20 protein-coding genes are annotated in these 22,516 nt (G+C 64.8%); 3 read left to right on the forward strand and 17 right to left on the reverse strand.

All coding sequences use genetic code 11. The features are described 5' to 3' along the window. Positions 1–7: 7 nt before the first annotated feature. The 15 genes from gmd to QRO93_RS07530 form a co-directional block, all read right to left on the reverse strand. Positions 8–1,042, reverse strand: a complete 1,035-nt coding sequence (gmd, locus tag QRO93_RS07460) for a GDP-mannose 4,6-dehydratase (RefSeq protein ID WP_053448710.1) — start codon at positions 1,040–1,042, stop codon at positions 8–10. Between the two features lie 43 nt (positions 1,043–1,085). Continuing rightward, a complete protein-coding gene (locus QRO93_RS07465) occupies positions 1,086–2,381 on the reverse strand; it encodes a glycosyltransferase family 4 protein (protein WP_180878793.1) in 1,296 nt (431 codons plus the stop codon). Further along, complete coding sequence (locus QRO93_RS07470; RefSeq protein WP_238581845.1) at positions 2,378–3,379, reverse strand: glycosyltransferase family 4 protein; 1,002 nt, start codon at positions 3,377–3,379, stop codon at positions 2,378–2,380. Before QRO93_RS07470 ends, QRO93_RS07465 begins: the two co-directional genes overlap by 4 nt. Before the next feature lie 32 nt (positions 3,380–3,411). Then, positions 3,412–4,449 (reverse strand): glycosyltransferase family 4 protein, encoded by a 1,038-nt coding sequence (locus QRO93_RS07475; protein WP_180878794.1) that lies wholly within the window; start codon positions 4,447–4,449, stop codon positions 3,412–3,414. 2 nt (positions 4,450–4,451) lie between these two features. Further along, entirely contained in the window at positions 4,452–5,576 is a 1,125-nt protein-coding gene (locus tag QRO93_RS07480; RefSeq protein WP_053448706.1) for a DegT/DnrJ/EryC1/StrS aminotransferase family protein, read from the reverse strand. A gap of 3 nt (positions 5,577–5,579) precedes the next feature. Next, positions 5,580–6,212 (reverse strand): acetyltransferase, encoded by a 633-nt coding sequence (locus tag QRO93_RS07485; RefSeq protein ID WP_180878795.1) that lies wholly within the window; start codon positions 6,210–6,212, stop codon positions 5,580–5,582. Then, entirely contained in the window at positions 6,209–8,809 is a 2,601-nt protein-coding gene (locus QRO93_RS07490) for an FkbM family methyltransferase (protein WP_285304061.1), read from the reverse strand. Before QRO93_RS07490 ends, QRO93_RS07485 begins: the two co-directional genes overlap by 4 nt. Next, positions 8,718–9,476 carry an ABC transporter ATP-binding protein gene (locus QRO93_RS07495; RefSeq protein WP_053448703.1) on the reverse strand — a complete coding sequence of 253 codons (759 nt, stop codon included), beginning with the start codon at positions 9,474–9,476 and terminating at the stop codon, positions 8,718–8,720. The genes QRO93_RS07490 and QRO93_RS07495 overlap by 92 nt, the downstream gene beginning before the upstream one ends. Before the next feature lie 2 nt (positions 9,477–9,478). Beyond that, positions 9,479–10,267 carry an ABC transporter permease gene (locus QRO93_RS07500; protein ID WP_285304062.1) on the reverse strand — a complete coding sequence of 263 codons (789 nt, stop codon included), beginning with the start codon at positions 10,265–10,267 and terminating at the stop codon, positions 9,479–9,481. Next, a complete protein-coding gene (locus QRO93_RS07505) occupies positions 10,267–11,667 on the reverse strand; it encodes a glycosyltransferase family 4 protein (RefSeq protein ID WP_180878796.1) in 1,401 nt (466 codons plus the stop codon). The genes QRO93_RS07500 and QRO93_RS07505 overlap by 1 nt, the downstream gene beginning before the upstream one ends. Position 11,668: 1 nt before the next feature. Continuing rightward, positions 11,669–12,862 (reverse strand): cystathionine gamma-synthase, encoded by a 1,194-nt coding sequence (locus tag QRO93_RS07510; RefSeq protein ID WP_180878797.1) that lies wholly within the window; start codon positions 12,860–12,862, stop codon positions 11,669–11,671. A gap of 133 nt (positions 12,863–12,995) precedes the next feature. Next, on the reverse strand, positions 12,996–14,366 hold the full coding sequence (locus QRO93_RS07515) for a pyridoxal-phosphate dependent enzyme (protein ID WP_053448700.1): 1,371 nt from the start codon (positions 14,364–14,366) through the stop codon (positions 12,996–12,998). Positions 14,367–14,667: 301 nt separating this feature from the next. Beyond that, positions 14,668–14,904 carry a YdcH family protein gene (locus QRO93_RS07520; protein WP_004154075.1) on the reverse strand — a complete coding sequence of 79 codons (237 nt, stop codon included), beginning with the start codon at positions 14,902–14,904 and terminating at the stop codon, positions 14,668–14,670. A gap of 323 nt (positions 14,905–15,227) precedes the next feature. Next, positions 15,228–16,112, reverse strand: a complete 885-nt coding sequence (locus tag QRO93_RS07525; protein WP_164086955.1) for a hypothetical protein — start codon at positions 16,110–16,112, stop codon at positions 15,228–15,230. Next, positions 16,109–16,474 (reverse strand): DUF4398 domain-containing protein, encoded by a 366-nt coding sequence (locus QRO93_RS07530; RefSeq protein WP_005415160.1) that lies wholly within the window; start codon positions 16,472–16,474, stop codon positions 16,109–16,111. Before QRO93_RS07530 ends, QRO93_RS07525 begins: the two co-directional genes overlap by 4 nt. A gap of 121 nt (positions 16,475–16,595) precedes the next feature. On the opposite strand from QRO93_RS07530, the gene QRO93_RS07535 reads away from it, so the two are divergent. The 3 genes from QRO93_RS07535 to QRO93_RS07545 all read left to right on the forward strand — a co-directional run bounded on the left by QRO93_RS07535 (position 16,596) and on the right by QRO93_RS07545 (position 20,571). Next, complete coding sequence (locus QRO93_RS07535; RefSeq protein ID WP_180878799.1) at positions 16,596–17,723, forward strand: PilT/PilU family type 4a pilus ATPase; 1,128 nt, start codon at positions 16,596–16,598, stop codon at positions 17,721–17,723. A gap of 123 nt (positions 17,724–17,846) precedes the next feature. Then, complete coding sequence (locus QRO93_RS07540) at positions 17,847–19,130, forward strand: putative DNA modification/repair radical SAM protein (RefSeq protein ID WP_053448698.1); 1,284 nt, start codon at positions 17,847–17,849, stop codon at positions 19,128–19,130. Then, positions 19,111–20,571, forward strand: a complete 1,461-nt coding sequence (locus tag QRO93_RS07545) for a UdgX family uracil-DNA binding protein (protein ID WP_180878803.1) — start codon at positions 19,111–19,113, stop codon at positions 20,569–20,571. Before QRO93_RS07540 ends, QRO93_RS07545 begins: the two co-directional genes overlap by 20 nt. A 48-nt stretch (positions 20,572–20,619) precedes the next feature. Here QRO93_RS07545 and maiA read toward each other — a convergent pair whose 3' ends face one another. Together maiA and QRO93_RS07555 are read right to left on the reverse strand one after the other, a co-directional pair. Beyond that, entirely contained in the window at positions 20,620–21,288 is a 669-nt protein-coding gene (maiA, locus tag QRO93_RS07550; protein ID WP_180878805.1) for a maleylacetoacetate isomerase, read from the reverse strand. Positions 21,289–21,302: 14 nt separating this feature from the next. Beyond that, complete coding sequence (locus QRO93_RS07555) at positions 21,303–22,292, reverse strand: fumarylacetoacetate hydrolase family protein (protein ID WP_049458252.1); 990 nt, start codon at positions 22,290–22,292, stop codon at positions 21,303–21,305. Between the last annotated feature and the right edge of the window lie 224 nt (positions 22,293–22,516).

Consider the following 22,516-nt stretch of genomic DNA (forward strand, 5'->3'; position numbering starts at 1 on the left):
TCGCGGATCAGAACGAGGCGCCCGCCTCATTGCGGCGCAGGTCGGCGTTGACCATCATTTCGCACAGCTCTTCGAGCGTGGTCGACGGCTCCCAGCCCAGTTCACGCTTGGCCTTTTCCGGATTGCCGATCAGCAGATCGACTTCTGCCGGACGGTGGAACTTCGGATTGATCTTCACCAGGACCTTGCCCGTTGCCTTGCAGGTACCGGTTTCGTCCAGGCCGCTGCCGTTCCAGGCCAGGTCCACACCGATCGCCTTGAACGCCATGCTGACGAAGTCACGCACGGTCTCGGTGCGATTGGTGGCCAGCACGTAGGTATCCGGCACGTCGACCTGCAGCATGCGCCACATGCCCTCGACGTACTCCTTGGCAAAGCCCCAATCGCGCTTGGCATCAAGGTTGCCCAGCTCCAGCACGTCCAGCTTGCCCAGCTTGATCTTGGCGACCGAGTCGGTGATCTTGCGGGTCACGAACTCGCGGCCACGCAGCGGCGATTCGTGGTTGAACAGGATGCCGCTGGCACCGAAGATCCCGTAGGACTCGCGGTAATTCACAGTGATCCAGTGCGCGTAGAGCTTTGCGACGCCGTACGGGCTGCGCGGGTAGAACTGGGTCTGCTCGGTCTGCGGCACCTGCTGCACCAGGCCGAACATCTCCGAGGTCGATGCCTGGTAGAAGCGGATCTCCGGATTGACCGCACGAATCGCCTCGAGCAGGTTCAGCGCGCCCAGCGCAGTGATCTGCGCAGTCAGCACCGGCTGATCGAAAGAGACGCCAACGAAGCTCTGCGCTGCCAGATTGTAGACCTCGGTCGCTTCGCTGTCCTTCAACAGGCGGATCGAGGAGCCGATGTCCTGCAGGTCATGCTCGACCAGATGCAGGTTCGGATGCTTGTCGATGCCAAGCTCTTCGATACGCCAGAAGTTGACCGAGCTGGTACGGCGGTAGGTACCGTAGACCTTGTAGCCCTTCTCAAGCAGCAGCTGCGCCAAGTAAGCGCCGTCCTGGCCAGAGATACCGGTGATGACTGCAGATTTCATGCTGATTTCCTGAATGAATGGAGCTTCGTGATAGGCAGCGGTATCAGAGGCTGAACATGCGGTCGAGCATGCCAGCCAGCCTGCCTGCCGAGGGACTGCTGCCGGGGATCCCCATCCGCCCCAGCTCGCGGCCCAGCGCCCTGGCAGCGGCAATGTAGGGTTCACTTTCTATGAACTCCGGGATCAACGCGTCAAGCCCCTTGGCGTAGTGAATGGCCGAGAACTCATCGCGTGCCCAGGCACGGGCACGGGCTCCCATATCCCGGCCCGCGCTGCGTTCGCGATCAACAAGCTGCAGTCGCGCAAGCAGTTCGTCCTCACAGTCGCCCTGCGGTACCTTCAGCACATAATCGTCCGGAAGGTCGGCATAGAAGCCGGCATCCGACACGATGACTGGCACCCCGGACTGCATGCCTTCGATGGCCGATGCTGACGCACCTTCCAGCGCGGGATCGCGCAGACAGCAGATCGCGTCCGCTTCGGCCATGCCTTCCAGCAGGCGCTCATCGCTGACCCGACCCTCAAGCACCAGCCCGCGGAAGCCGACCTCGGCGCAGATGCCTTCCAAGCGCTTGCGCTCCTGCTCGCTGACACCGCCGAGTACGCGGTACTCGGTGCGTGCGGCCAGCCCGGGGTCACGCATCAACGCGCGCACGACCTTGTCAACGCACTTGTTCGGATTGACCACACCCAGCGTGCACAGCCGCAGGCGGCTGTGATCATCCACCGCCGACCGCAGGTCCTGCCTCACGTCCGGCGCCGGATAGGCCAACGACAGCTTGTGCACCGGGCCCGGGCAGCGTGCCTGCACCTTGGCGCGATAGAACTCGGAGTGGATGATGCAGCCAAGCATGTCTGCCACGGCCCACTCTGTCATGGGGAAATGCGTGGCGGCCACCTGCATGATGGTTTCGGAAGTAGCGGCGGCACACAGCTCGCCCGCCTCCTGACCATACAGGCCTTGAATAATGCGCGGCGCGTCCTGCTGCCGCCCTTCGACCCTCAGCATTCCCCAGAACAGGTTCAGCACGAACCAGTCGTGCATGATGCCGATGAACTGGCGCTTGCGCGCCAGCTCGAAGATGCCACCGTGGAAGCCGTAATGATCGCCGACATTGGCGAACACCAGATCGGCCGTACGCAGCCATTCGTCTTCCATCGCACTGCCGGAGGACAGCACCGTCGTATCCGGCAGTGCAGGATAGGACGCTGCTTCGCCGGTCTCGGTGCGATAGATGGCGACCTCATGGCCCAGCTCGCGCAGGGCATTGACCACCTGGAGACTGAAACGGGCGATCGCCGACTGTCCGCAATAGGGGCCGGCCCAGACGATCTTCATCGCGTCAGTTTCTCCACCGTCGATGCCCAGTTGATATCCAGGCGGGTCCAGCTGTCGTATGCGTTGTCTCCGCGCTCGCGGGTCTGTGCACGGGAGGCGAATGCCTCGGTCATGGCCGCAGCGATTTCGCCGGTGTCGTCAGCGCACACCCAGCCATTGGCCCCGTGCTTGACCAGCTCGGTGAGGTCGCCGGAATCGTCGACGGTGATCACCGCCTTTCGCGACTGGCAGGCCTCCATGGTGACGTAGCCGAAGGAATCCTCTGCCATCGGCAGATAGGCGCAGGCCAACGCACCATTGACGTAGTCGGCGATCACCTGCCGCGGATGGAAGCCGATGTCCAGCTTCACCCGCCCCTGCAGCCCGTGGCTCTCGACCAGGGCACGAAGGCGCCGTTCGTCCTCCGGGGTATCGGCTGGCCCGGCGATAATCAACTTGACCGGCGAACGCGTCTGGGCCAAAGCTTCGACCAAACGGTGCTGACGCTTGCCGGCATTGATGCGGCCGCCGGCGAAGATGTAGTCACCGTACTTGCCTCCGGTGAACAGCTCGGGGTCGTTCAACGGCGCGCGCATCAACTCGGAGGGGATGCCGTTGTAGTTCATCAGACGGTCCTGCACAGTGCGACCCACGGCATAGACGCTCTGCGCCATCGAGAACGCGTCGTTGTCCGCCTCGGTGATCGCAGCGCGGATCTGCCGTCCCTCGGGGGTGTCCGGAATGTTGCTATGGCCGGAATCCCACATGTCGTAGGCCTGGCGGTACTGGTGTGCCAGCCAGAACACCTTGTTCTTGAAAGGCAGCAGGTAGGCGGGGAACTTCATCGCGATTACCCGATCGACGTTGACCAGGCGCATGCTCCGGCACATCAGCATCTCGCCGATGATCCGCTCGGGCGGGTGCCAGGTGAACGGGATGCGCAACAGCTCGGATTGATGACCGGCCTGGCGCAGGTTCACGACGAGCTGGTCGGCCAGTTCCTCTGCGCCACCGCGCATGCCCGGTACCATGTTGTTGACGACCAGGACCTTCATGACAGCAAACGCTCCAGGACGTGGTCCCAGTTGATCTTCAGTTCCTGCACACGCACCTTGGCCGCCTGGCCCATGCGGCGGGTATGCTCGCGATCCATCCACAGCGCATCGATGACCTCGGCCAGCGCCCGGGGGTCCGGCTCGGCGATCATGCCGTTGCGACCATGCTCGACGAACTCAAGCACGCCACCGGAATCGGTGGTGGTGATGATCGGCTTCGACGACTGCGCTGCCTCCAGCGATGGATAGCCGTAGGAATCCTCATCTTCCGGCAGGTATGCCGCTGCCAGCGCGGTGGACAGCCACTGCGCCTTCTCTTCCTCGGTGATCCAACGGTCAACGCAGGTGACGCGATTCTGCAGGCCTTCGGCAACGATGAAGGCACGCAGGCCATTGGTGTAGCCCGGGCCACTGCTGGTGCCGCACAGGCGCAGCTTGACCGGCGTGGTCACGTACTTGAATGCTTCCAGCAGCAGATGCTGCCGCTTATGCCGTTCCATCCGGCAGACGTAGACGATCTCGTCGCCCTGGCCCGCGTCGCGGAAGTGCGAGACATCCAGCAATGGCGGATACAGCACTTCGGCATCCAGGCCGTTGTATCTCTTCACACGATCGGCCACCACCTGCGAGTTGGTGAACAGCCGGTGCGACTCGGCCAGTGCTGTGGTATCGGCCCTGACCAGCGCGCCACGCAGGGCGCGATGGCGGGCGTCATCAGGGAACTCGCGATAGGGCGTGTCCCACATGTCGTAGTACAAGCGGAAATGATGAATGAACCATGCCACCTTCTTCGGGTGCTGGATCAGGTGCGCCGGTGGCCGGGTGGTGATCACCCGGTCAACCGAATCGGAGAGGTCCATCATCCGATAGGCCGCCATCTGCTGCAGCAGTTCAGTCGGCGACTCGACCATCGGCAGGTAGATGATCTCCACCTGGTGGCCATGTTCGCGCAGACGGCTTCCAAGCCAGTCAACGATGAAGCGCGCTCCACCATTGACGAACGGTACAAAGGACGAACAGATGGCAATACGCAAGGTCAGGCGCTCACGCGGCCGATGGCCGATACCAGGGCTTCCACGACGCGCTCGACGTCCTCTTCAGTGAGGTCGGCGTGCGTCGGTAGATTGATGCCACGCGCAGCCTGGTCGTTGGCGACCGGGTAGGCAGCCCCGTCTTCGAGGTAAGGCGGCAGCACATGCATCGGGTAGAACACCGGGCGCGTTTCGATGCCATCGGCATCCATCAGGCGCATGACTTCATCGCGCTGCTGTTCACTCAGGCCTGTCAGCAGCACGGTGTACATCCAGTAGACATGGTGCGCGTACTCGGCCACGGCCGGACGCTCGACCAGATCCACGTGCTGCGCAAAAGCAGCCTCATACCAGCCGGCAACGCGCTGGCGCACCTGCAGTGCCTCGTCGATACGCTCCATCTGGGCCACGCCGATCGCTGCAGCAACATTGGTCATGCGGTAGTTGAAACCCACCACCGGGAACCAGTAGCGGCGCTTCGGGTCCATGCCCTGCCCGCGGTACAGGCGCAGGCGGGCCGCCAGCTCATCATCATTGGTGGTCACCATGCCACCTTCACCGGTGGTGATGATCTTGTTGCCAAAGAAGCTGAAAGTGGCGCAATCGCCGATTCCACCCACGCGCGTGCCCAGGTACTCGGCGCCGTGTGCTTCTGCCGCGTCCTCCACGACCTTGAGATTGTGGCGGCGGGCGATGTCCATGACCGGCCCCATGTTGGTCGGATGGCCATACAGGTGCACCACGATGATCGCCTTGGTACGCGGCGTGATCAGGGCTTCCAGCTTGGCCGGATCCATGTTCATGGTGCCGGGCTCGGAGTCGACCAGGATCGGCTTGGCGTTGCAGTAGGCAACCGCATTGGCCGTGGCGATGTAGGTCAGGGTCGGGATCAGCACTTCGTCGCCTTCGCCGATACCCAACGCCACCAGCGCGAGATGAATGGCGGTGGTGCCGTTGTTGATCGCTACCGCATGGCGAACGCCGCAGAAGTCAGCAAAGCTCTGCTCGAAACGACCAATGAATTCGCCGGCCGAAGAGATCCACGTTGAATCTAGGCACTGTCCCACATACTTCTTTTCGTTGCCCGACAGGCTGGGAACTGCTACCGGAATCCGCTTTGAGGCCAACATTGATCAGTCCTTTATCTTGATTTGCCGTGCCGGCACGCCAACCCACGTTCCGGTTGAGTCGATATCCCTGACCACGACGCCGCCAGCGCCGACAGTGGCGCCATCCGCGATCTTGATCCCCGGAATCACTCGAGTACCCGCTCCGAGAAACACGCTGGCACCCACCTCCACGCCACCGGCGAGGGTACTGCCTGGGGCGATATGGGCGAATGCGCCAACCACGCAATCGTGGTCGACGGACGCATTTGTATTAATTATAGCAAAATCGTGAACTACGACATCCGCATTCAGTATTGCCCCTTCCATGATGGCGCAACCCTGGCCGATGCGGGCACTGGGAGAGATCACCGCAGAGCGGCCGACGGCGGGGATCATTTCCAGGCCGGCTGCGGTGACCGCCGCCGCTACCTTCCGGCGCAGCCGGTTGTCCCCCAGGGCGACGAAGACCGCATCCACACCCTGATCCTTGAGGAGCGGCAACTGCACGCGCTCATCCCCCAGGACCGGGACGCCATTGACGACCTGGCCAACGCGCCCCGCGTCCAGGCAGGCAACCACCTCGTGACCACCGCCACGCAGCAGATCGATGATCACCTTGGCGTGCCCACCTGCGCCGACAACGGCGACCCTGCTCATTCAGCGCCTCCAGCAGCAACAGCGCCGGGCAGCAAGCTCCCCGGCTGGCACAGCAGGACGTTCGAGCTTGCATGCTCGCGCAGCGCCGAGAAGCCGGCCAGCGGCACGCAAGCGCCAGTCAGATCGTCGATCCGGTAAAGATCGAAGGCGTGCTCGGCACGGAACGCCTCCCATTCCGCCTCGCTGGTCCCAACACGCGCCAGGTGCGAAACGGCGTACTCGGCTATCACGCCCATGTCGGGGTTGGCGGCCAGCAGTCCACGCATGCCCGCCAGTACCTCAAGTTCGGCACCCTCGACGTCGATCTTGGCCAGTGCCACCCGGGTGCCGCCGAGCAATCCGTCCACCGTCCTCACGTCGACCCGCAGCACTTCAACCTCTGTGTCGATCGGATACAGAGAGCTGTGCCCAGCCACCGCGCCGATATGGAACTCACGCCCATCCTCGTCGCAGGACCCCAACGCCACCGGCAGCACTTCAACACGGTCCTCAACCGCACTCAGCCTCAGCGAGGCACGCAGGTGCTGCAGGGTTCGCGGCATCGCCTCGGCGGCGTAGACCCTGCCTGACGGCCCCACCACGTGGGCGGCGGCCACCGTATGCAGGCCGATGTTGGCACCGGCATCAAGGAACACATCACCCGGCTTCAGCGCATGCTGCAGGAACAGCCGCAGACCGCGCTCGACGTCACCACTTTCCAGCAGGTACATCGCCAGCAGGTCGTCACTCTCGCTGCAGGAGAACGTGCCGAACTCGACGTTTATCAGCCAGCCATCATGGCGGCGCAGCACGCGTCGCTGGGCAGCCCCGGCCCAACGGCCGGCGGCACTGGACAGCGTCAGCCTCTGGGCCTCAACCCGATCCCTGATGGCGACCAGCAGCTCGAGTACCTGGCCGGTCTCGAGCGCACTGTTGTCCAGCTTCTGATGCAGCAGGGCGATCAATTGCAGTGCCTGCTCCGACACTGCACGGTCGGCGACCACGATCGAGCCCCCCGCACCCGGCTTGACCACCGACAGATGATCCAGGCGCTCATGCAGGCGCAGCACGTGGTGACGCAACACCTCGGCATCGACATTGTTGCGCACGTCAAGCGAGCGCGCGCCTTCGCTCAGGATTTCCTGAACCTGCTGCTTCAGCTCCTCGCGCTCAACCTGGTGCCTTTTCTCCAGCAGCTGCAAGGTGGACTGCATGTGCTGACGCAGCTCATCTGACTCCGACCACTGCCGCTCGATCATGCCCTGCAGACTCGACTCAATGCCGGCCTGTGCCTCTTCCGAGCGGACCTGCTGCTGCAGGGACAGGTGCAGCTGCTCACGCAGCTCGCGGATGCCGGAAATCGCATGCCGCGCATGTTCTTCTCCCTGCATCTGCACCAGTCGCAGGGCGCGATCCATTCCCGCCAGCTTGTTGTCGACGCTCTCGAATTCACGCAGCATCCGCATCGACTCGGACAGGGTGGTATTGAGCGTGTCCAGCACCGCCGCCACGTCGCGACCGAGGCCATCGGTGGTAGCGAGAATGCTTTCCAGACTGTCAGCGTGCTCGTCGCGGCGCTGCTCATGCATGCGACCGACCTCCTGCGCCGACTCCTCGATGGCCAGCAGACGAGCATGATTCAGCTCCAGCTGCTCGATGATCGCATCAACGTTGGAACCGGCACGACGACGTTCGCGCTCCTGCACACGGGCGTCGATCTCGATGTTGTCCACGCGTTCGCCAAGCTCACGCGTCTGACGCGCCGAATCGATTCGGATCAGGTCCAGCTGGCGACGCATCTCCTCCATGTTGCGGCTGACCCGGCGCATCCAGCGCACCACGCGAACCACGGGATTCTTGTCCAGCAACAGCATGCGCAGAATAGGGCCGCGCTTGGCAAGTGCACGGATGGTCTCGGTCGGTGACTGGGCGAAGACCCCGACGACACCCGCATTGGCATCCTGCGGCACGTCGGCAACTTCAACTGTCTCCACGACCACAGGCGTTGCTGCGACCGCCGTGCTGGCCGGGCCCAGATCAAGCAACTGCAGCGAGCGCACCTTGAATCCCAGCAGGCGGTTGTCTTCGCCCAGGCCTATTGCGGTAGGCGACATCGGATTGGCGACCTGGAACTCGATACGGACCATCGGGATCTTGCCTACAACCTGTACTTCCCAGTCGGCCACGATCGAGGACCAGCCGACGCTGTTGGCCAATACCTGGTGGGCGGGCCCGTCGTTGACTCGCATCGAGACCAGCGCGCGATGCCCGCTGCCCTCGAAGGCGATGGCATTGATCATCACTCGATAGCGGCGGCTGGCGTCGACTCCGCGCAGGCGCACATCAATTGTGTTGATCGCCCCGCTGGACCAGATTCCATCAGATTCGGGCAGGGCAAAACCACGCATCGTGATCGCGTCCATGCTCGCGTAGGAGGAACTGCTCAGTACCAGCTCCTCCCCCGGAGCCAGGAAACCGTCGCTCGCGCGCGACTGCGCAGCCTTGTCAGCAGCACTGCTTACAGCATTACCCAGCTTGATTTTCAATGCCATATCCTTCCGACGTGAGCTGTGAAATCGGGATTTCGCGCAAGGTCCCGTGGTTGAGCACGAACGCACGATTGCAGTACTTGGCGATGGTGTCCATCGAGTGGGAAGCCAGGCAGAAGATCTGCGACGACTTGATGAAATCGTGCATGCGCTTGGCGGCGCGATCCTTGAACGCCTCGTCACCGACGTCAAACACCTCATCGACCAGCAGGATATCGGGCGTCGTGCAGGTGGCCACCGCGAACATCAGCCGCATGGCCATGCCCGCAGAGTAGGTGCGCACCGCCAACTGCAGGAAATCACCGAGGTCGGTGAACTCCTCGATCTCGGGGATCCGCTCGTTGACCTCCTTCAAGGACAGTCCCAGCATCATCCCCATGCGACGGATGTTCTCGTAGCCGGACAGTTCCGGATCCATGCCCGCGCCAACTTCCAGCATCGTGGCAATCCGCCCGACCCGCTCGACGCGCCCCTCCAACGGAGTGTAGATGCCGGCCATGGCGCGCAGCAGCGTGCTCTTGCCCGCGCCATTGTGGCCAACAATGCCTACCGCATCCCCCTGCTTCAGGCTGAAGGAAATATTGTCCAGCGCCGTGACCTGGGTGACCTGGCCCGAAGCGGCCATCAACTTGCCGCCGGTGGCGATGCCCACCAGGTTCCGGCGCAGTGAAAGGCTGTGCGAGTTGTAGATGGGATAACGGAGGGTAACGTTCTCGAAATTGAGCTTGGCGGTCATGATCAGATCCAGAAAGGCAGGCGAAGCTTGGCCTTGTGCAGCATCCAGAAGGCCAGAAGCCAGCCGACGATCGCCATGACGGCGAGTACGGCGTAGGTCTGCAGGCTGGCGACATGGCCCAGCATCGGGGCACGCAACGCCTCGATCAGGTAGGTGAACGGGTTGAACTCGAGGATCACCGACGAGAACGGCAGGTATTCCAGGCGATACATGACCGGACTGACCAGGAACAGCATCGGCATGATCGAAGCCACGCCGTATTCAAGATCACGATAGCGTGCGCCGGCCACGCCGAACACGAACGAGAGCCACAGCAGGTTGACCACGACCAGGGCCAGGTTCGGGATGAACAGCAGCGTGTTCCAGCCGACATCAACCTTCATCACGATCGCTACGATCACGAACACCAGCAGGCTGTGGGCGAAGTTGACCAGATAGCGGATCACAACGCTCAACGGGTGCACGGACAAGAGCATCACCACGTTGCGGATGATCGACGCCTGCCGCACGAACAGGCCACAGCTTTCGATCAGGATGCCCGACAGCATCTGCCAGATGATTAGGCCCGCCGTCAGCGTCGGAATGAACGTCTGCTTGTCTATCTTGAGGAGCTGGCTCCACAACAGGCCAAGGCCAACCACGCCCAGCGCGGTGGCCAGCGACTGCCAGAACGGCCCGAGCACGCTGCGACGGTAGCGCGCGGTGATATCACCCTTGGCGATGTAGAGCGGAACTTTGGCCCCCCTGATGCCATCAAGGAGATCTTTGAAGGTTGACGAGTAGCTGTGCATCAGTCCTGTACTTCCTGCATGGGCAGCGCAGCGGAGGTCAATCCGCGCTGCTGATGGATCTGTTCAATACGGTTGATCAGCGCAGCTGCTGCACGCTCGGGAGAAAGGGTCTGCAGCACCGATTGGCGGGCACGTTCGCCCATCGCCTGGGCCAGCCCCGGCTCGTCGGCCAGCCGGCGCATCCAGTGCGCCGCCTCCTCCACGTCCGCGGCAGCCCAGCGCTGTCCTTCGTGGTGCGCGTACTCGCCTTCCAGCACCGGCACCAGCGTGTAGCCGACAAGTGCACTGTTCCCGGCATCCATGAACTCCATGTTGCCCGACCAGCCGGTACCGATCACCGGTTTGCCCTGCGCCATGCACTCGGCCAGCCCCAGGCCGAACCCCTCGGCATGGTGCAGCGACACATACACATCAGCACAGCGCTGGAGCGCCTGCACATCGGCACGATCGAGCACGTGGTCGCGCACAACGATCCGCGGATCATCCTTGACGGCCTCCAGAAGGAGCTGGAGCCGCTCAGGACGGCGAAAGCCGTTGCTGGTCTTGATGATCAGCTGCACGCCACGCCGATCGCGCGGAAACGCCTGCTGGAAGGCCTGCACGGTCGCGAAGGGGTTCTTGCGGTGCACGAACGAATTGAAATCGAACGAGGTGAGGAAGACAAAGTCCTTCTCGGCGATTCCGAAGTCCTGTCGCTGCAGTCCACTGTCTCCCACTTCGCTCAGCGGCAGCGGAACGCACAGGATGGGCTTGCTGGTGACACGGGCGAATGCGTCACCCACGTAACGTGAAGAGACCAGGATCTCATCAACCTGGTTGATGGCAGGCAGCCAGGAATCAGGAACCTGCTCCAGCTCCCAGAACCAGCAGGCGATGATGTAGCCACCCTGCAGTCGTGCCCTGCCGATCTGTTCGATCGCGGCATCAAGGAAGTCGGGATTGACGAAGATCAGATGGACACGATGCGGCGCATCGTTTCCGATGTACTCGTCAAGGCTGTGGTCATTCCAGCCATGCGGAAGATTGATGTCGACATCCACCAGCGCGGCCGGATAACGCGCGCCCAGCAGCGCGCGGGCATACAGTCGCGCGCACTCGGCGAGGCCGAACTGCCCACGCAGATACGCGAAGATGTTGCAGCCATGGCGGCTCCACGCCGGGTCCATCCCGCCGAAGAAATGCACTGGCGCATCGGGCACGGCGTGCCGCCTCTCGGCCCAGCGCGCCTCGCCTTCGAAGCGATGATGATGCTCTTCCTTGGACGTGGCCAGCAGGTGCCCGGCCACCTTGTCGCGCAGACGGGACGGCACATGCCTGTATACGGCTCTCAACCACTGCTGGCGGATCACCCACTGCACCAACCGGTAGCCGGCGGCAATCCTGTATGTCGGCTGGCTCATGTCAGGCACCGCGAAGGGCAGCCGCAGCCAATGCGTTTTCCAGATCCACCTGCAGGTCCCCCAGCTCTTCCACACCCACGCTCAACCGCACCAGCGCATCACTGATGCCCAGCTGTTCGCGGCGCGCCACCGGGATCGAGGCATGGGTCATCACCGCCGGGTGGTTGACCAGGCTCTCCACGCCGCCCAGCGACTCGGCCAGGGTGAACAGCTCGGTCTTCTCGCAGAAGCGCTTGGCCGCCTCGAAACCGCCCTTGAGCACGATCGAGACGATGCCGCCGTAACCGGCCATCTGCTTGCCGGCCAGCGCATGCTGCGGGTGCGACGGCAGGCCCGGATAGATCACCTTCTCCACCGCCGGGTGCTTCTCCAGCCACTGTGCCAGCGCCATCGCGTTGGCGCAGTGCGCCTTCATGCGCAGCGGCAGGGTCTTCAGGCCACGCAGGGCCAGGAAGCTGTCGAACGGACCCTGCACGCCCCCCACCGAGTTCTGCAGGAAGGCCATCTGCTCGGCCAGTTCGGCGTTGTCACCCACCACCACCATGCCACCGACCATGTCAGAGTGGCCGTTGAGGTACTTGGTGGCCGAATGCAGGACCAGATCGGCACCCAGGTCCAGCGGGCGCTGCAGCATCGGCGAGGCGAAGGTGTTGTCGACCACCACGATCAGGCCATGGCGCTTGGCGATGGCGGCGACCGCGGCGATGTCGACGATCTTCAGCATCGGGTTGGTCGGAGTCTCGATCCAGACCATCTTCGTCTTCGCCGTGATGGACGCTTCGAACGCAGCCAGATCGGTCAGGTCGACGAAGCTGAAATCCAGCCCGGCGGTGCGCCGACGCACGCGCTCGAACAGGCGGAAGCTGCCACCGTAGATGTCATCCATCGCCACCACGTGGCTGCCGGCATCCAGCAGCTCGATCACCGTCGAGCTGGCCGCCATGCCCGAGGCGAAGGCGAAGCCGCGGGTGCCGCCTTCCAGCGATGCCACGCAGCGCTCGTAGGCGAAGCGGGTCGGGTTGTGGGTACGCGAGTACTCGAAACCCTGGTGCTCGCCCGGGCTGGACTGGGCATAGGTCGAGGTGGCGTAGATCGGCGGCATTACCGCGCCGGTGCTCGGGTCCGGCGACTGGCCGCCGTGGATGGCCAGGGTGGCCAGAGCCAGTGCCCGGTCGGGCGAAGAGGAGTGGGACATGTCGTTTCCTGAATGGCGCCGACCTGCGGCGCCGTCAAAGGATCGGGAGTCTATCAGCGAGGCCTTAACGACCTTTGACGCAGATAAACCGGAATTCAGTGGCGATCTGTGACGATCTGCAGGAATCTTCGGCTTACTGCACGCGACGGCGTAGATAGTTCAGCAGGTCGATGCGGGTAATCAGGCCCAGGAAGCTGTTGCCGTCCATCACGATCGCCACCTGGCCACGGTCGAACACCGGCAGCAGGGCCTCGATCGGCGACTTCACATCCAGCCGGTCCAGCTTGCTGACCATCGCGGTGGCGACGGTGTCGCGGAAGCGCGCCTCATCACCATAGACATGCAGCAGCACGTCGCTTTCATCGACGATGCCGACCAGCTGGTCGCCGTCCATCACCGGCAGCTGAGAGACGTCGTACAGCTTCATGCGCTGGTAGGCGGTGGTCAGCAGGTCGTTCGGGCCGATCACCACGGTGTCCCGCTGGCCGTACGGGCGCAGGATCAGGTCACGCAGGTCGCCGTGCTGCGGGCGCTGCAGGAAGCCGTTGTCCAGCATCCAGTAGTCGTTGTACATCTTCGACAGGTACTTGTTGCCGGTGTCCGGCACCAGCACCAGCACCTTCTTCGGCGTGCTCTGCTCGCGGCAGTACTTCAGGCCGGCGGCCAGCAGGGTGCCGGTGGACGAGCCACCCAGGATGCCTTCCTTGCCCAGCAGCTCACGCGCGGTGTGGAAGCTCTCGGCGTCGCTGATGGCATAGGCCTTGGTGACACGGCTGAAGTCGGAAATCGACGGCAGGAAATCCTCGCCGATGCCTTCCACCAGCCAGCTGCCCGACTTGTCGTTGAGGTTGCCCTCATTGATGTACTCGGCCAGGATCGAGCCGACCGGATCGGCCAGCACCAGTTCGGTCTTCGGCGACAGTTTGGCGAACGCGCGCGACAGGCCGGTCATGGTGCCGGAGCTGCCGCAGCCGAACACGATGGCGTCCAGATCGCCGCCCATCTGCTCGAGGATCTCCGGGCCGGTGCCGAACTCGTGCGCGGCCGGGTTATCCGGGTTGCCGAACTGGTTGATGAAATAGGCGCCCGGGGTCTGCTCGGCGATGGTCTTGGCCAGATCCTGGTAGTACTCGGGGTGGCCCTTGGCCACGTCCGAGCGGGTCAGGCGCACTTCGGCACCCATCGCCTTCAGGTTGAAGATCTTCTCGCGGCTCATCTTGTCGGGAACGACCAAGATCAGCTTATAGCCCTTCTGCTGGGCGACCAGCGCCAGGCCCAGGCCGGTGTTGCCGGCGGTGCCCTCGACCAGGGTCGCGCCCGGCTTCAGATCTCCCCGCTGTTCCGCCGCCTCGATCATCGACAGGCCGATGCGATCCTTGATCGATCCGCCCGGGTTGGCGCTCTCGAGCTTCAGATAGAGCTCGCAGACGCCGGTGTCCAGGCGCTGGGCCTTGACGATCGGGGTCTGGCCGATGAGTTCGAGGACGGAAGAATGGATGGGCATTCGGGGGCTGTCGGTTCGCGCCGCACGGGGCAGGACCGATGATTATCCGCCGGATGGCGTTGAATGTCAGGTCGGAATCGACCTACCCGGACGCCCGCCCTGAAAGAGATGCGGGCGGCCCCGGATCGACGAGGAGACCGGTACCGCCCGCATCGGTGAGTTGTGCCTGCAGGCCAAGGCACCACCGCCTGTGGTGCCTTGGCGCGGCCGCCTCATCGACGGTGCCGCGATGCCGGGGCAGGAGCGCCCGGCGGGGCCATCACTGGCCGGGGTCACGCCGTTCCGGGCGCGACGGGGTGCGTCAAAGCGTGGGGGACGTCATCGGGAGCGGTGTTTCGTACATTCGCAGAAGTCGTTGCTTGGCCAGCAGCTTCTCGCGCTTCATGCGACCCAGGGTGACATCATCGATCGGGAGTACACCCAACTCCGCGTCCATGCACTTCTTGTTCAACTTGCGGTGCTGGTCATGGAGTGCCCTGAACTCCGGATCACGCGCGCGACGTGCGTCGATCTCGCTCTGGGGCTGATCTTCAAACATGATGGACCTCCTTCGACAGATACACGAACGCCCCGGCCGCAAGGCACGGGGCGTTGTTCATGGAGGAGTGCCGGTCGATGGCCACCTGGACGCCTGCAACGACCTGCGGCACTGGCCTGCGCACGTCGATCTGCTGCGGTTCGCGCCCTGCTTGCATCGGCCCGGCCCTCCCATCGTCCGGTCCGCGGCATTGCGTCCCGGACGATTGACCCTACGCCTGCTCCGGGCGGGGTTCAAGCCCCTGCGTCAAAAAGACCGAACCCCGCCGGGGCGGGGTTCAGGCTGAATGCTCATCGCAACGAAAAACAAACAATATCAATGCATTACGGGGCGATGATGACCTCGGCCGAGCGCGCCCGGGTGGACGCTGCCTTCTTGCCGCTGACCTGGATCCGGTTGCTGGCGACACCGGCTGCGACCAGGGCGTCGCGCAGCGCTTCGGCCCGCTTCTGGCCCACGCCATTGGCGTTGTCGTAGGCCTCGATGCGCAGGCGGCCCTTCTTGCCGATGTTCAGGTATTCGGCCAGTGCCTTGGCCTGGTTGCGGGCGCCGCCGGACAGGCTGGAGGCGCCGGCGGCGAACGCGTCGCCATTGAAGGTGAAGACTTCGCCACGGCCATCGAACTTCGAGCCCGGCAGCTTCTGCCCGGACACCAGCTCGGCTTCCTCGCGGGCCAGCTTGGCGGCGTTCTGCTGGGCGGCGCTGAGGCGCTGCTGCTGCTTGCCGGCCACGCTGGTCAACGCATTCTCGGCATCCTGGCGGGCCAGGGTCTCGGCCTCGGCGGCCTGGCGCAGGCGCTCGGCCTCCTCGGCCTGCATCTGCGCCTGCATGCGCAGCTGCTCGGCTTCCTGGCGGGCGCGGGCCGCATCGCGGCGGCTGGCCTCGATCAGCAGATCGCTGCGGGTACGTTCCAGGCGGTCGACCTCACGCGCGGCCATCGCGGTACGCACGGCGGTCTCGGCGATCTCCACCCGGCGCTCGGCCAGATAGGTGGCCAGTTCCTGGTCGCGGCGCTTGGCCTTGTCCAGGGTGGCGATCGCCTGCTGGGCCTGCATGCGCTCGAACGCGCCCAGCTCAGCGGTGTCGGGGTTGGCCTGGATGGCCATCAGGCGCTGGCTCAGCTGCGCCACCATCGGGTTGTCGGCGGCCACGGCCAGGGTCGGCAGCGCCAGCAGCGCGGCCAGGCTTGCGGCAGTCATCGGCTTCACCGGCGGTCCTCCCCGGTCGACAGCTGGCGTTGCAGCTGGTTGACCTCGTTGCGGCGCAGCTGCAGCTGTGCGGTGACGGTGGCTTCCTCGCTGCGGACGCGCGCCAGGTCGGCGTCGGCGGCGGCACGCAGGGCCATCGCCGGGGCGTTCTTGCGCTCGCGGCGGTCGCCGGCGGCGCGCTGGGCCTGCTCCAGCCCCTGGCGGGCCAGCCCGATCAGGTCCGGGGCGTACTGGTCGGCATCGGCCTGGGTGGCCTTGTCCACCGCCTGCCGGGCCTGCGCCAGTTCCAGCGCGGCGTCCTGCGCCCAGGCGGGGGCAGACAGTGCGAATGCAAACGCCATCACATACAGGCCATGGCGCATTCGTGCGAAGCTAAGTCGTTTCATTGGGGAGGCCGTACCGGTTGTCGGTTCACGGCCATTGTCGTCAAGCCGACACCGTGCTGGCAACGGGCGTCGGCCGTTTCGTTGGGGAAAATTCGCAATGGATATCGGCTACTTCCTGAAGCTGATGACCGAAAAGAACGCTTCGGACATGTTTCTGACCACCGGGGCACCGGTCTACATCAAGATCGAGGGGAAGCTCTATCCGCTGGGCAATACCGGCCTGCCGCCGGGCATGGTCAAGAAGATCGCCTACTCGCTGATGGATGAAGGCCAGGTGCCGCAGTTCGAGCGCGAGCTGGAGCTCAACATGGCCATCGCCCTGCCCGATGCCGGGCGCTTCCGCGTCAACGTGTTCAAGCAGCGGGGCGAGGTCGGCATGGTCATCCGCGCCATCCGCAGCCGCATCCCGAGCATCGAGGAGCTGAACCTGCCGCAGGTGTTGAAGGACGTCATCATGACCCCGCGCGGGCTGGTGCTGGTGGTGGGGTCCACCGGCTCGGGCAAGTCCACCTCGCTGGCGTCGATGATCGACCACCGCAACAGCACCACCACCGGGCACATCCTCACCATCGAGGATCCGATCGAGTACCTGCACAAGCACAAGATGTCGATCGTCAACCAGCGCGAGGTCGGGCTGGACACCCATGCCTTCCATAACGCGTTGAAGAACGCCATGCGTGAAGCGCCGGACGTGATCCTGATCGGCGAGATCCTGGATGCGGAGACGATGGAGGCGGCGATCGCCTTCGCCGAAACCGGCCACCTGTGCCTGGCCACCCTGCACTCCAACAACGCCGACCAGACCATCGAGCGCATCCTCAACTTCTTCCCGGAAAGCGCGCACAAGAACGTGCTGATGAACCTGGCGCTGAACCTGCGTGCGGTGATCAGCCAGCGCCTGGTGAAGAACAAGGAGGGTCGCCGCCTGCCGGCCACCGAGGTGCTGATCAACACGCCGATGATCCGCGACCTGCTGCGTCGCGGCCAGGTGCACGAGATCAAGGCGGCGATGGAAGGCTCGCTGGAAGAAGGTATGGAGAGCTTCGACCAGTGCCTGTTCCGGCTGGCCAAGGCCGGCGTCATCGATCAGGAGGAGGCGCTGCGCGCGGCCGACTCACGCGATGGCCTTGCGCTGAAGTTCCGCCTGTCCGAAGGCAGCAGCGGCGAACACGACCCGTACGCGGATTTCTCGACCGGCGCATCCAGCATCACCCACGGCTTCTAGAAAAAGGGGACGGAGGGAATTAAGTCGTAAATGCACTTACGACTTGATTCCCTCCGCCCCCTTTTTCTGAAGGGTTCAGGAGGTGTCTCATCCGATGAGACCTCCCGTCCGTAGGTTTCCTCAATGGAAACCATCCGCAAGCTGGCCATCCTCGCCGATGCCGCCAAATACGATGCGTCCTGCGCCTCCAGCGGCTCGGGGAAGCGTGATTCGCGTGCCAGCGGCGGCATCGGCAGCACCGAAGGCATGGGCATCTGCCACAGCTATACGCCGGATGGCCGCTGCGTATCGCTGCTGAAGATCCTGCTGACCAACTTCTGCGTCTACGACTGTGCCTATTGCGTGAACCGCGTTTCCAGCAACGTGGCCCGCGCGCGTTTCAGCGTGGACGAGGTGGTCACGCTCACCCTGGATTTCTACAAGCGCAACTACATCGAAGGGCTGTTCCTCTCCAGCGGCATCATCCGCAATGCCGATTACACGATGGAACAGATGGTGGAGGTGGCGCGGCGCCTGCGCGAGGAACATCGATTCGCCGGCTACATCCACCTCAAGACCATTCCCGAAGCCTCGCCCGAGCTGCTGGCCAGTGCCGGGCGCCACGCCGACCGCCTGTCCATCAACGTGGAGCTGCCCACCGAGGCCGGCTTGAGTGCACTGGCGCCGGAGAAGACCGTGCACTCGATCCGTGGCGCGATGGGCGAGCTGCGCTGGCGGATCGAGGAAGCCAGGGAGGCGCGCAAGGCACCGGCCGTGCTGGCACCGGCAGTCACCCGCAGCGCGCGGCCGAAGCAACCGCGTTTCGCACCGGCAGGCCAGAGCACACAGATGATCGTGGGTGCCGATGGCGCCAGTGACCAGCAGATCCTGACCAGCGCCGACAGCCTGTACGGCAACTACCGCATGCGCCGGGTCTACTACTCCGCGTTCAGCCCGATTCCCGATGCCAGCCGCCAGCTGCCATTGCAACCCCCGCCGCTGCAGCGCGAGCACCGGCTGTACCAGGCCGACTGGCTGTTGCGCTTCTATGGCTATGGCGTGGACGAGATCACCGACACCACGCAAGGCGGGATGCTCGATCTGGATATCGATCCGAAGATGGCCTGGGCGATCCGCCATCCCGAACGCTTTCCGGTCGATCTGAACCGTGCCCCGAAGGAAATGCTGCTGCGGGTGCCCGGCCTGGGGGTGCGCAATGCAAAGCGCGTGCTGATGGCGCGCCGTCATGGGCGCCTGCGCGTAGCCGACATCGCCCGCCTGAAGGCGCCGATGAGCAAGCTGCTGCCGTTCGTGCTGCTGGCCGACCATCACCCGCGCAAGGCGCTGGATGATCCGGCCGCGCTGCGTGCGCAGCTGGCCCCACCTCCGCGCCAGGGATCGCTGTTCGATGCACCGCCGGCAGCCTGACGCGCAGCGCTGGTCGCAGCGGGTGGACCCGGCCTGGTCACTGCAGGCCTGGCGCGACGGCGCGCGTGATGCGTTGCTGCGCGGCGTGTCGCCCGAGCAGCTGGACTGGCTCGAAGGCAGCGAAGCGTCGCTGCTGGATGCGCCGCCGGTGCAGCAGGCAGCGGCGCCGGCAGGTGCAACCGCTCCCAACGTCCCGCGCGAATTCCTCGACCTGGCCGCCACCTGCCTGTGCCATAGCGAGCCGCAGCGCCTGTCACTTCTGTATCGGCTGCTATGGCGGATCACCCATGGCGAACGTGCGGTACTGACCAATCCGGCCGATGCCGATGTGCTGCGTGCGATGGCACTGGCCCAGGCCGTCCGCCGCGACACGCACAAGATGAAGGCGTTCGTCCGTTTCCGCGAGGTACCCGGCCAGCCCGAGGCGTTCATCGCGTGGTTCGAGCCGCAGCACCACATTGTCGATCGGGTGGCACCGTTCTTCGCGCGTCGCTTCACCGGCATGCGATGGGCCATCCTGACGCCCTCGCGCAGCGTTGCATGGGACGGGCAGGCGCTTGCCTTTGGCCCAGGGGCACGGCGTGAGGACGCTCCGGCCGAGGATGCGCGCGAGGCCCTGTGGCAGACGTACTACGCCAGCATCTTCAATCCGGCCCGGCTCAATACACGGATGATGATGCAGGAGATGCCGGCCAAGTACTGGCGGCACCTGCCCGAGGCGCAGCTGCTGCCGCGCCTGGTACGCGATGCGGGCGATCGCGTGCAGGAAATGCACGATCGGCCGTCACAGGCGCCGCAGCGCAGGATTCCCGTGCGTGGGGAGGCCGCGATACCGCCCCCCGATACCCGCAGCCTGCAGACTCTGCGGCAGCAGGCCAGCGCCTGCCGCCAGTGCCCACTGTGGGAGAACGCCACGCAGACCGTGTTCGGCCAGGGGCCGGCCGATGCCGGCGTGATGCTGGTGGGGGAACAGCCTGGTGATACCGAGGATCTGCGTGGCCAGCCCTTCGCCGGCCCGGCCGGGCAACTGCTGGACCGCGCACTGGCCGAGCTGGGTATCGATCGCGCCACGCTGTACCTGACCAACGCGGTGAAGCACTTCCACCATGAGCGCCGCGGCAGGACCCGGCTGCACAAGCGTCCGGAAAGCCGCCACATCCAGGCCTGCCGGCCGTGGCTGATGGGCGAGATCGCGCGGGTGCGGCCGCAGGTCATCGTCTGCCTGGGCGCAACTGCGGCAGCCTCGGTATTTGGCCGTGACTTCAACCTGTCGCGCGACCGTGGACGCTGGCACACACTGAAGGACGGCACCCGCGGCTACGCCACCGTGCACCCGGCGTGGGTGCTGCGGCAAGGCGATGACGTACGCCGCGAGAAGGCCTATCGCCTGTTCCGCGATGACCTGGCCCAGCTGCTGCAGAAAGGGGACGGAGGGGATTAAGTCGTTTGTGCCACAAACGACTTAATCCCCTCCGTCCCTTTTTTTCTTTCAGGCGGCGTCGGGCTGGTTTTCCGGGCGGGCGCGGTCGAAGGCGTCCAGCGCCTGGCAGGCCGCTTCGATACGGAGCAGGGTCGGGTACGGCGCCAGGTCCAGGCCGAAGCGGTGAGCGTTGTACAGCTGCGGCAGCAGGCAGAGGTCGGCCAGGCCCGGGCGGTCGCCGTGGCAGAAGGTGCCGGTGTCGCGACTGCTGGCCAGCATCGCTTCCATGGCAGCCAGGCCTTCAGCGATCCAGTGCAGGGTCCACTGCGTGCGGGCATCGGCCGGCAGCTGCAGGTTGCGCTCCAGGTACTGCATCACCCGCAGGTTGTTGATCGGATGGATATCGCAGGCCACCAGCTGGGCCAGCGCACGCACCCGCGCGCGGCCGGCGGCGTCGGCCGGCAGCAGCGGCACCTGCGGGAAACGCTCGTCCAGATACTCGACGATCGCCAGCGACTGGGTCAGCGCGTGCCCGTCATGCAGCAGGGTGGGCACCAGCTGCTGCGGATTCAGCGCGCGATAGGCGTCGAGGTGCTGCTCGCCGCCCTCGCGCACCAGGTGCACCGGCCGTGCGTCCCAGGCCAGGCCCTTCAGCTCGAGCGCGATGCGCACGCGGTAGGCGGCGCTGGATCGCCAGTAGGTGTACAGCACGATGCCGTCGTCGACCGGGATCTCCATTGCCGCCTCCATGCTCAGGGCTTGGCCGCCTGCTCGATGCGCTGCTCGATCGCACCGAAGATGCTGTTGCCAGCGGCATCGAGCATCTCAATACGGACCACGTCGCCGAAGGACATGAACGGCGTGCTCGGCTTGCCGTCGCGCAGAGTCTCGACCACGCGCTGCTCGGCGAAGCACGAGGCGCCCTTGCTGGTGTCTTCGTTAGCGATCGTGCCGGAGCCGACGATGGTGCCGGCGCCGAGCGGGCGGGTCTTGGCCGCATGCGCGACCAGCTGGGCGAAGTTGAACTGCATGTCCACGCCCGCTTCCGGCGCGCCGAACCACGTCCCGTTGATATGGGTCAGCAGCGGCAGGTGCACCTTGCTGTCCTGCCAGGCGGCGCCCAGCTCATCGGGGGTGACAAACACCGGCGAGAGCGCCGAGCGCGGCTTGGACTGCAGGAAGCCAAAGCCCTTGGCCAGTTCGCCCGGAATCAGGTTGCGCAGCGAGACGTCGTTGACCAGACCGACCAGCTGGATATGGCCCGCCGCCTGTTCCGGCGTTGCCGCCATCGGCACGTCGTCGGTGATGACCACGATCTCCGCTTCCAGGTCGATGCCGTAGTCCTCGCTGACCACCTTGACCGCGTCACGCGGGCCGTAGAAGCCTGCGCTGGTGGCCTGGTACATCAGCGGATCGGTGTAGAAGCTCTCCGGCACCTCGGCGCCACGGGCACGGCGCACGCGCTCGACGTGCGGCAGGTAGGCGCTGCCGTCGACGAACTCATAGGCGCGCGGCATCGGCGCGGCCAGCGCCTGCGGGTCGAGGTCGAACACGCCGTCGGCATCGCCGGCGTTGAGCGATTCATACAGGGCGTTCAGGCGCGGCGCGATGTGGCTCCAGTCTTCCAGGGCCTGCTGCAGGGTGGCGGCAATGCCGGTAGCGCGCACGCCGTGGCGCAGGTCACGCGAGACGACGATCAGGGTGCCGTCGCGGCCGCCTTCCTTCAAAGAACCGAGCTTCATGGGTGGGTGTCCGGAGTCATGGGCAAACAAGTTTCAAGTGTAATCAAATATGCGGCGGCGCCAAGCTGCAGCGCGGCATCGGCCCACCCTACCGCAGCGGGGGGTTCGGCAGGGCTTGCAGCCCTGCACCTGCTTTGCAAGCCAAAGCAACGTCAAATGCCAGAGCGGCTCTGGGTTGTCTGTGGGTTGGGCGGGGCGGTGTCGGATTGCGGGGACGCCGTATA

This window comes from Stenotrophomonas maltophilia group sp. Smal17, from assembly GCF_030237045.1.
GTDB lineage: Bacteria > Pseudomonadota > Gammaproteobacteria > Xanthomonadales > Xanthomonadaceae > Stenotrophomonas > Stenotrophomonas forensis.

Coding starts and splice junctions, on each gene's coding strand:
- QRO93_RS07540 (WP_053448698.1), top strand. CDS start 17,847: ATGGAAACCATCCGCAAGCTGGCCATCCTCGCCGATGCCGCCAAATAC.
- gmd (WP_053448710.1), bottom strand. CDS start 1,042: ATGAAATCTGCAGTCATCACCGGTATCTCTGGCCAGGACGGCGCTTAC.
- QRO93_RS07520 (WP_004154075.1), bottom strand. CDS start 14,904: ATGTTTGAAGATCAGCCCCAGAGCGAGATCGACGCACGTCGCGCGCGT.
- QRO93_RS07485 (WP_180878795.1), bottom strand. CDS start 6,212: ATGAGCAGGGTCGCCGTTGTCGGCGCAGGTGGGCACGCCAAGGTGATC.
- maiA (WP_180878805.1), bottom strand. CDS start 21,288: ATGGAGATCCCGGTCGACGACGGCATCGTGCTGTACACCTACTGGCGA.
- QRO93_RS07500 (WP_285304062.1), bottom strand. CDS start 10,267: ATGCACAGCTACTCGTCAACCTTCAAAGATCTCCTTGATGGCATCAGG.
- QRO93_RS07555 (WP_049458252.1), bottom strand. CDS start 22,292: ATGAAGCTCGGTTCTTTGAAGGAAGGCGGCCGCGACGGCACCCTGATC.
- QRO93_RS07530 (WP_005415160.1), bottom strand. CDS start 16,474: ATGCGCCATGGCCTGTATGTGATGGCGTTTGCATTCGCACTGTCTGCC.
- QRO93_RS07495 (WP_053448703.1), bottom strand. CDS start 9,476: ATGACCGCCAAGCTCAATTTCGAGAACGTTACCCTCCGTTATCCCATC.
- QRO93_RS07545 (WP_180878803.1), top strand. CDS start 19,111: ATGCACCGCCGGCAGCCTGACGCGCAGCGCTGGTCGCAGCGGGTGGAC.
- QRO93_RS07510 (WP_180878797.1), bottom strand. CDS start 12,862: ATGTCCCACTCCTCTTCGCCCGACCGGGCACTGGCTCTGGCCACCCTG.
- QRO93_RS07470 (WP_238581845.1), bottom strand. CDS start 3,379: ATGCGCGGTGGCGCAGAGGAACTGGCCGACCAGCTCGTCGTGAACCTG.
- QRO93_RS07480 (WP_053448706.1), bottom strand. CDS start 5,576: ATGTTGGCCTCAAAGCGGATTCCGGTAGCAGTTCCCAGCCTGTCGGGC.
- QRO93_RS07505 (WP_180878796.1), bottom strand. CDS start 11,667: ATGAGCCAGCCGACATACAGGATTGCCGCCGGCTACCGGTTGGTGCAG.
- QRO93_RS07515 (WP_053448700.1), bottom strand. CDS start 14,366: ATGCCCATCCATTCTTCCGTCCTCGAACTCATCGGCCAGACCCCGATC.
- QRO93_RS07465 (WP_180878793.1), bottom strand. CDS start 2,381: ATGAAGATCGTCTGGGCCGGCCCCTATTGCGGACAGTCGGCGATCGCC.
- QRO93_RS07535 (WP_180878799.1), top strand. CDS start 16,596: ATGGATATCGGCTACTTCCTGAAGCTGATGACCGAAAAGAACGCTTCG.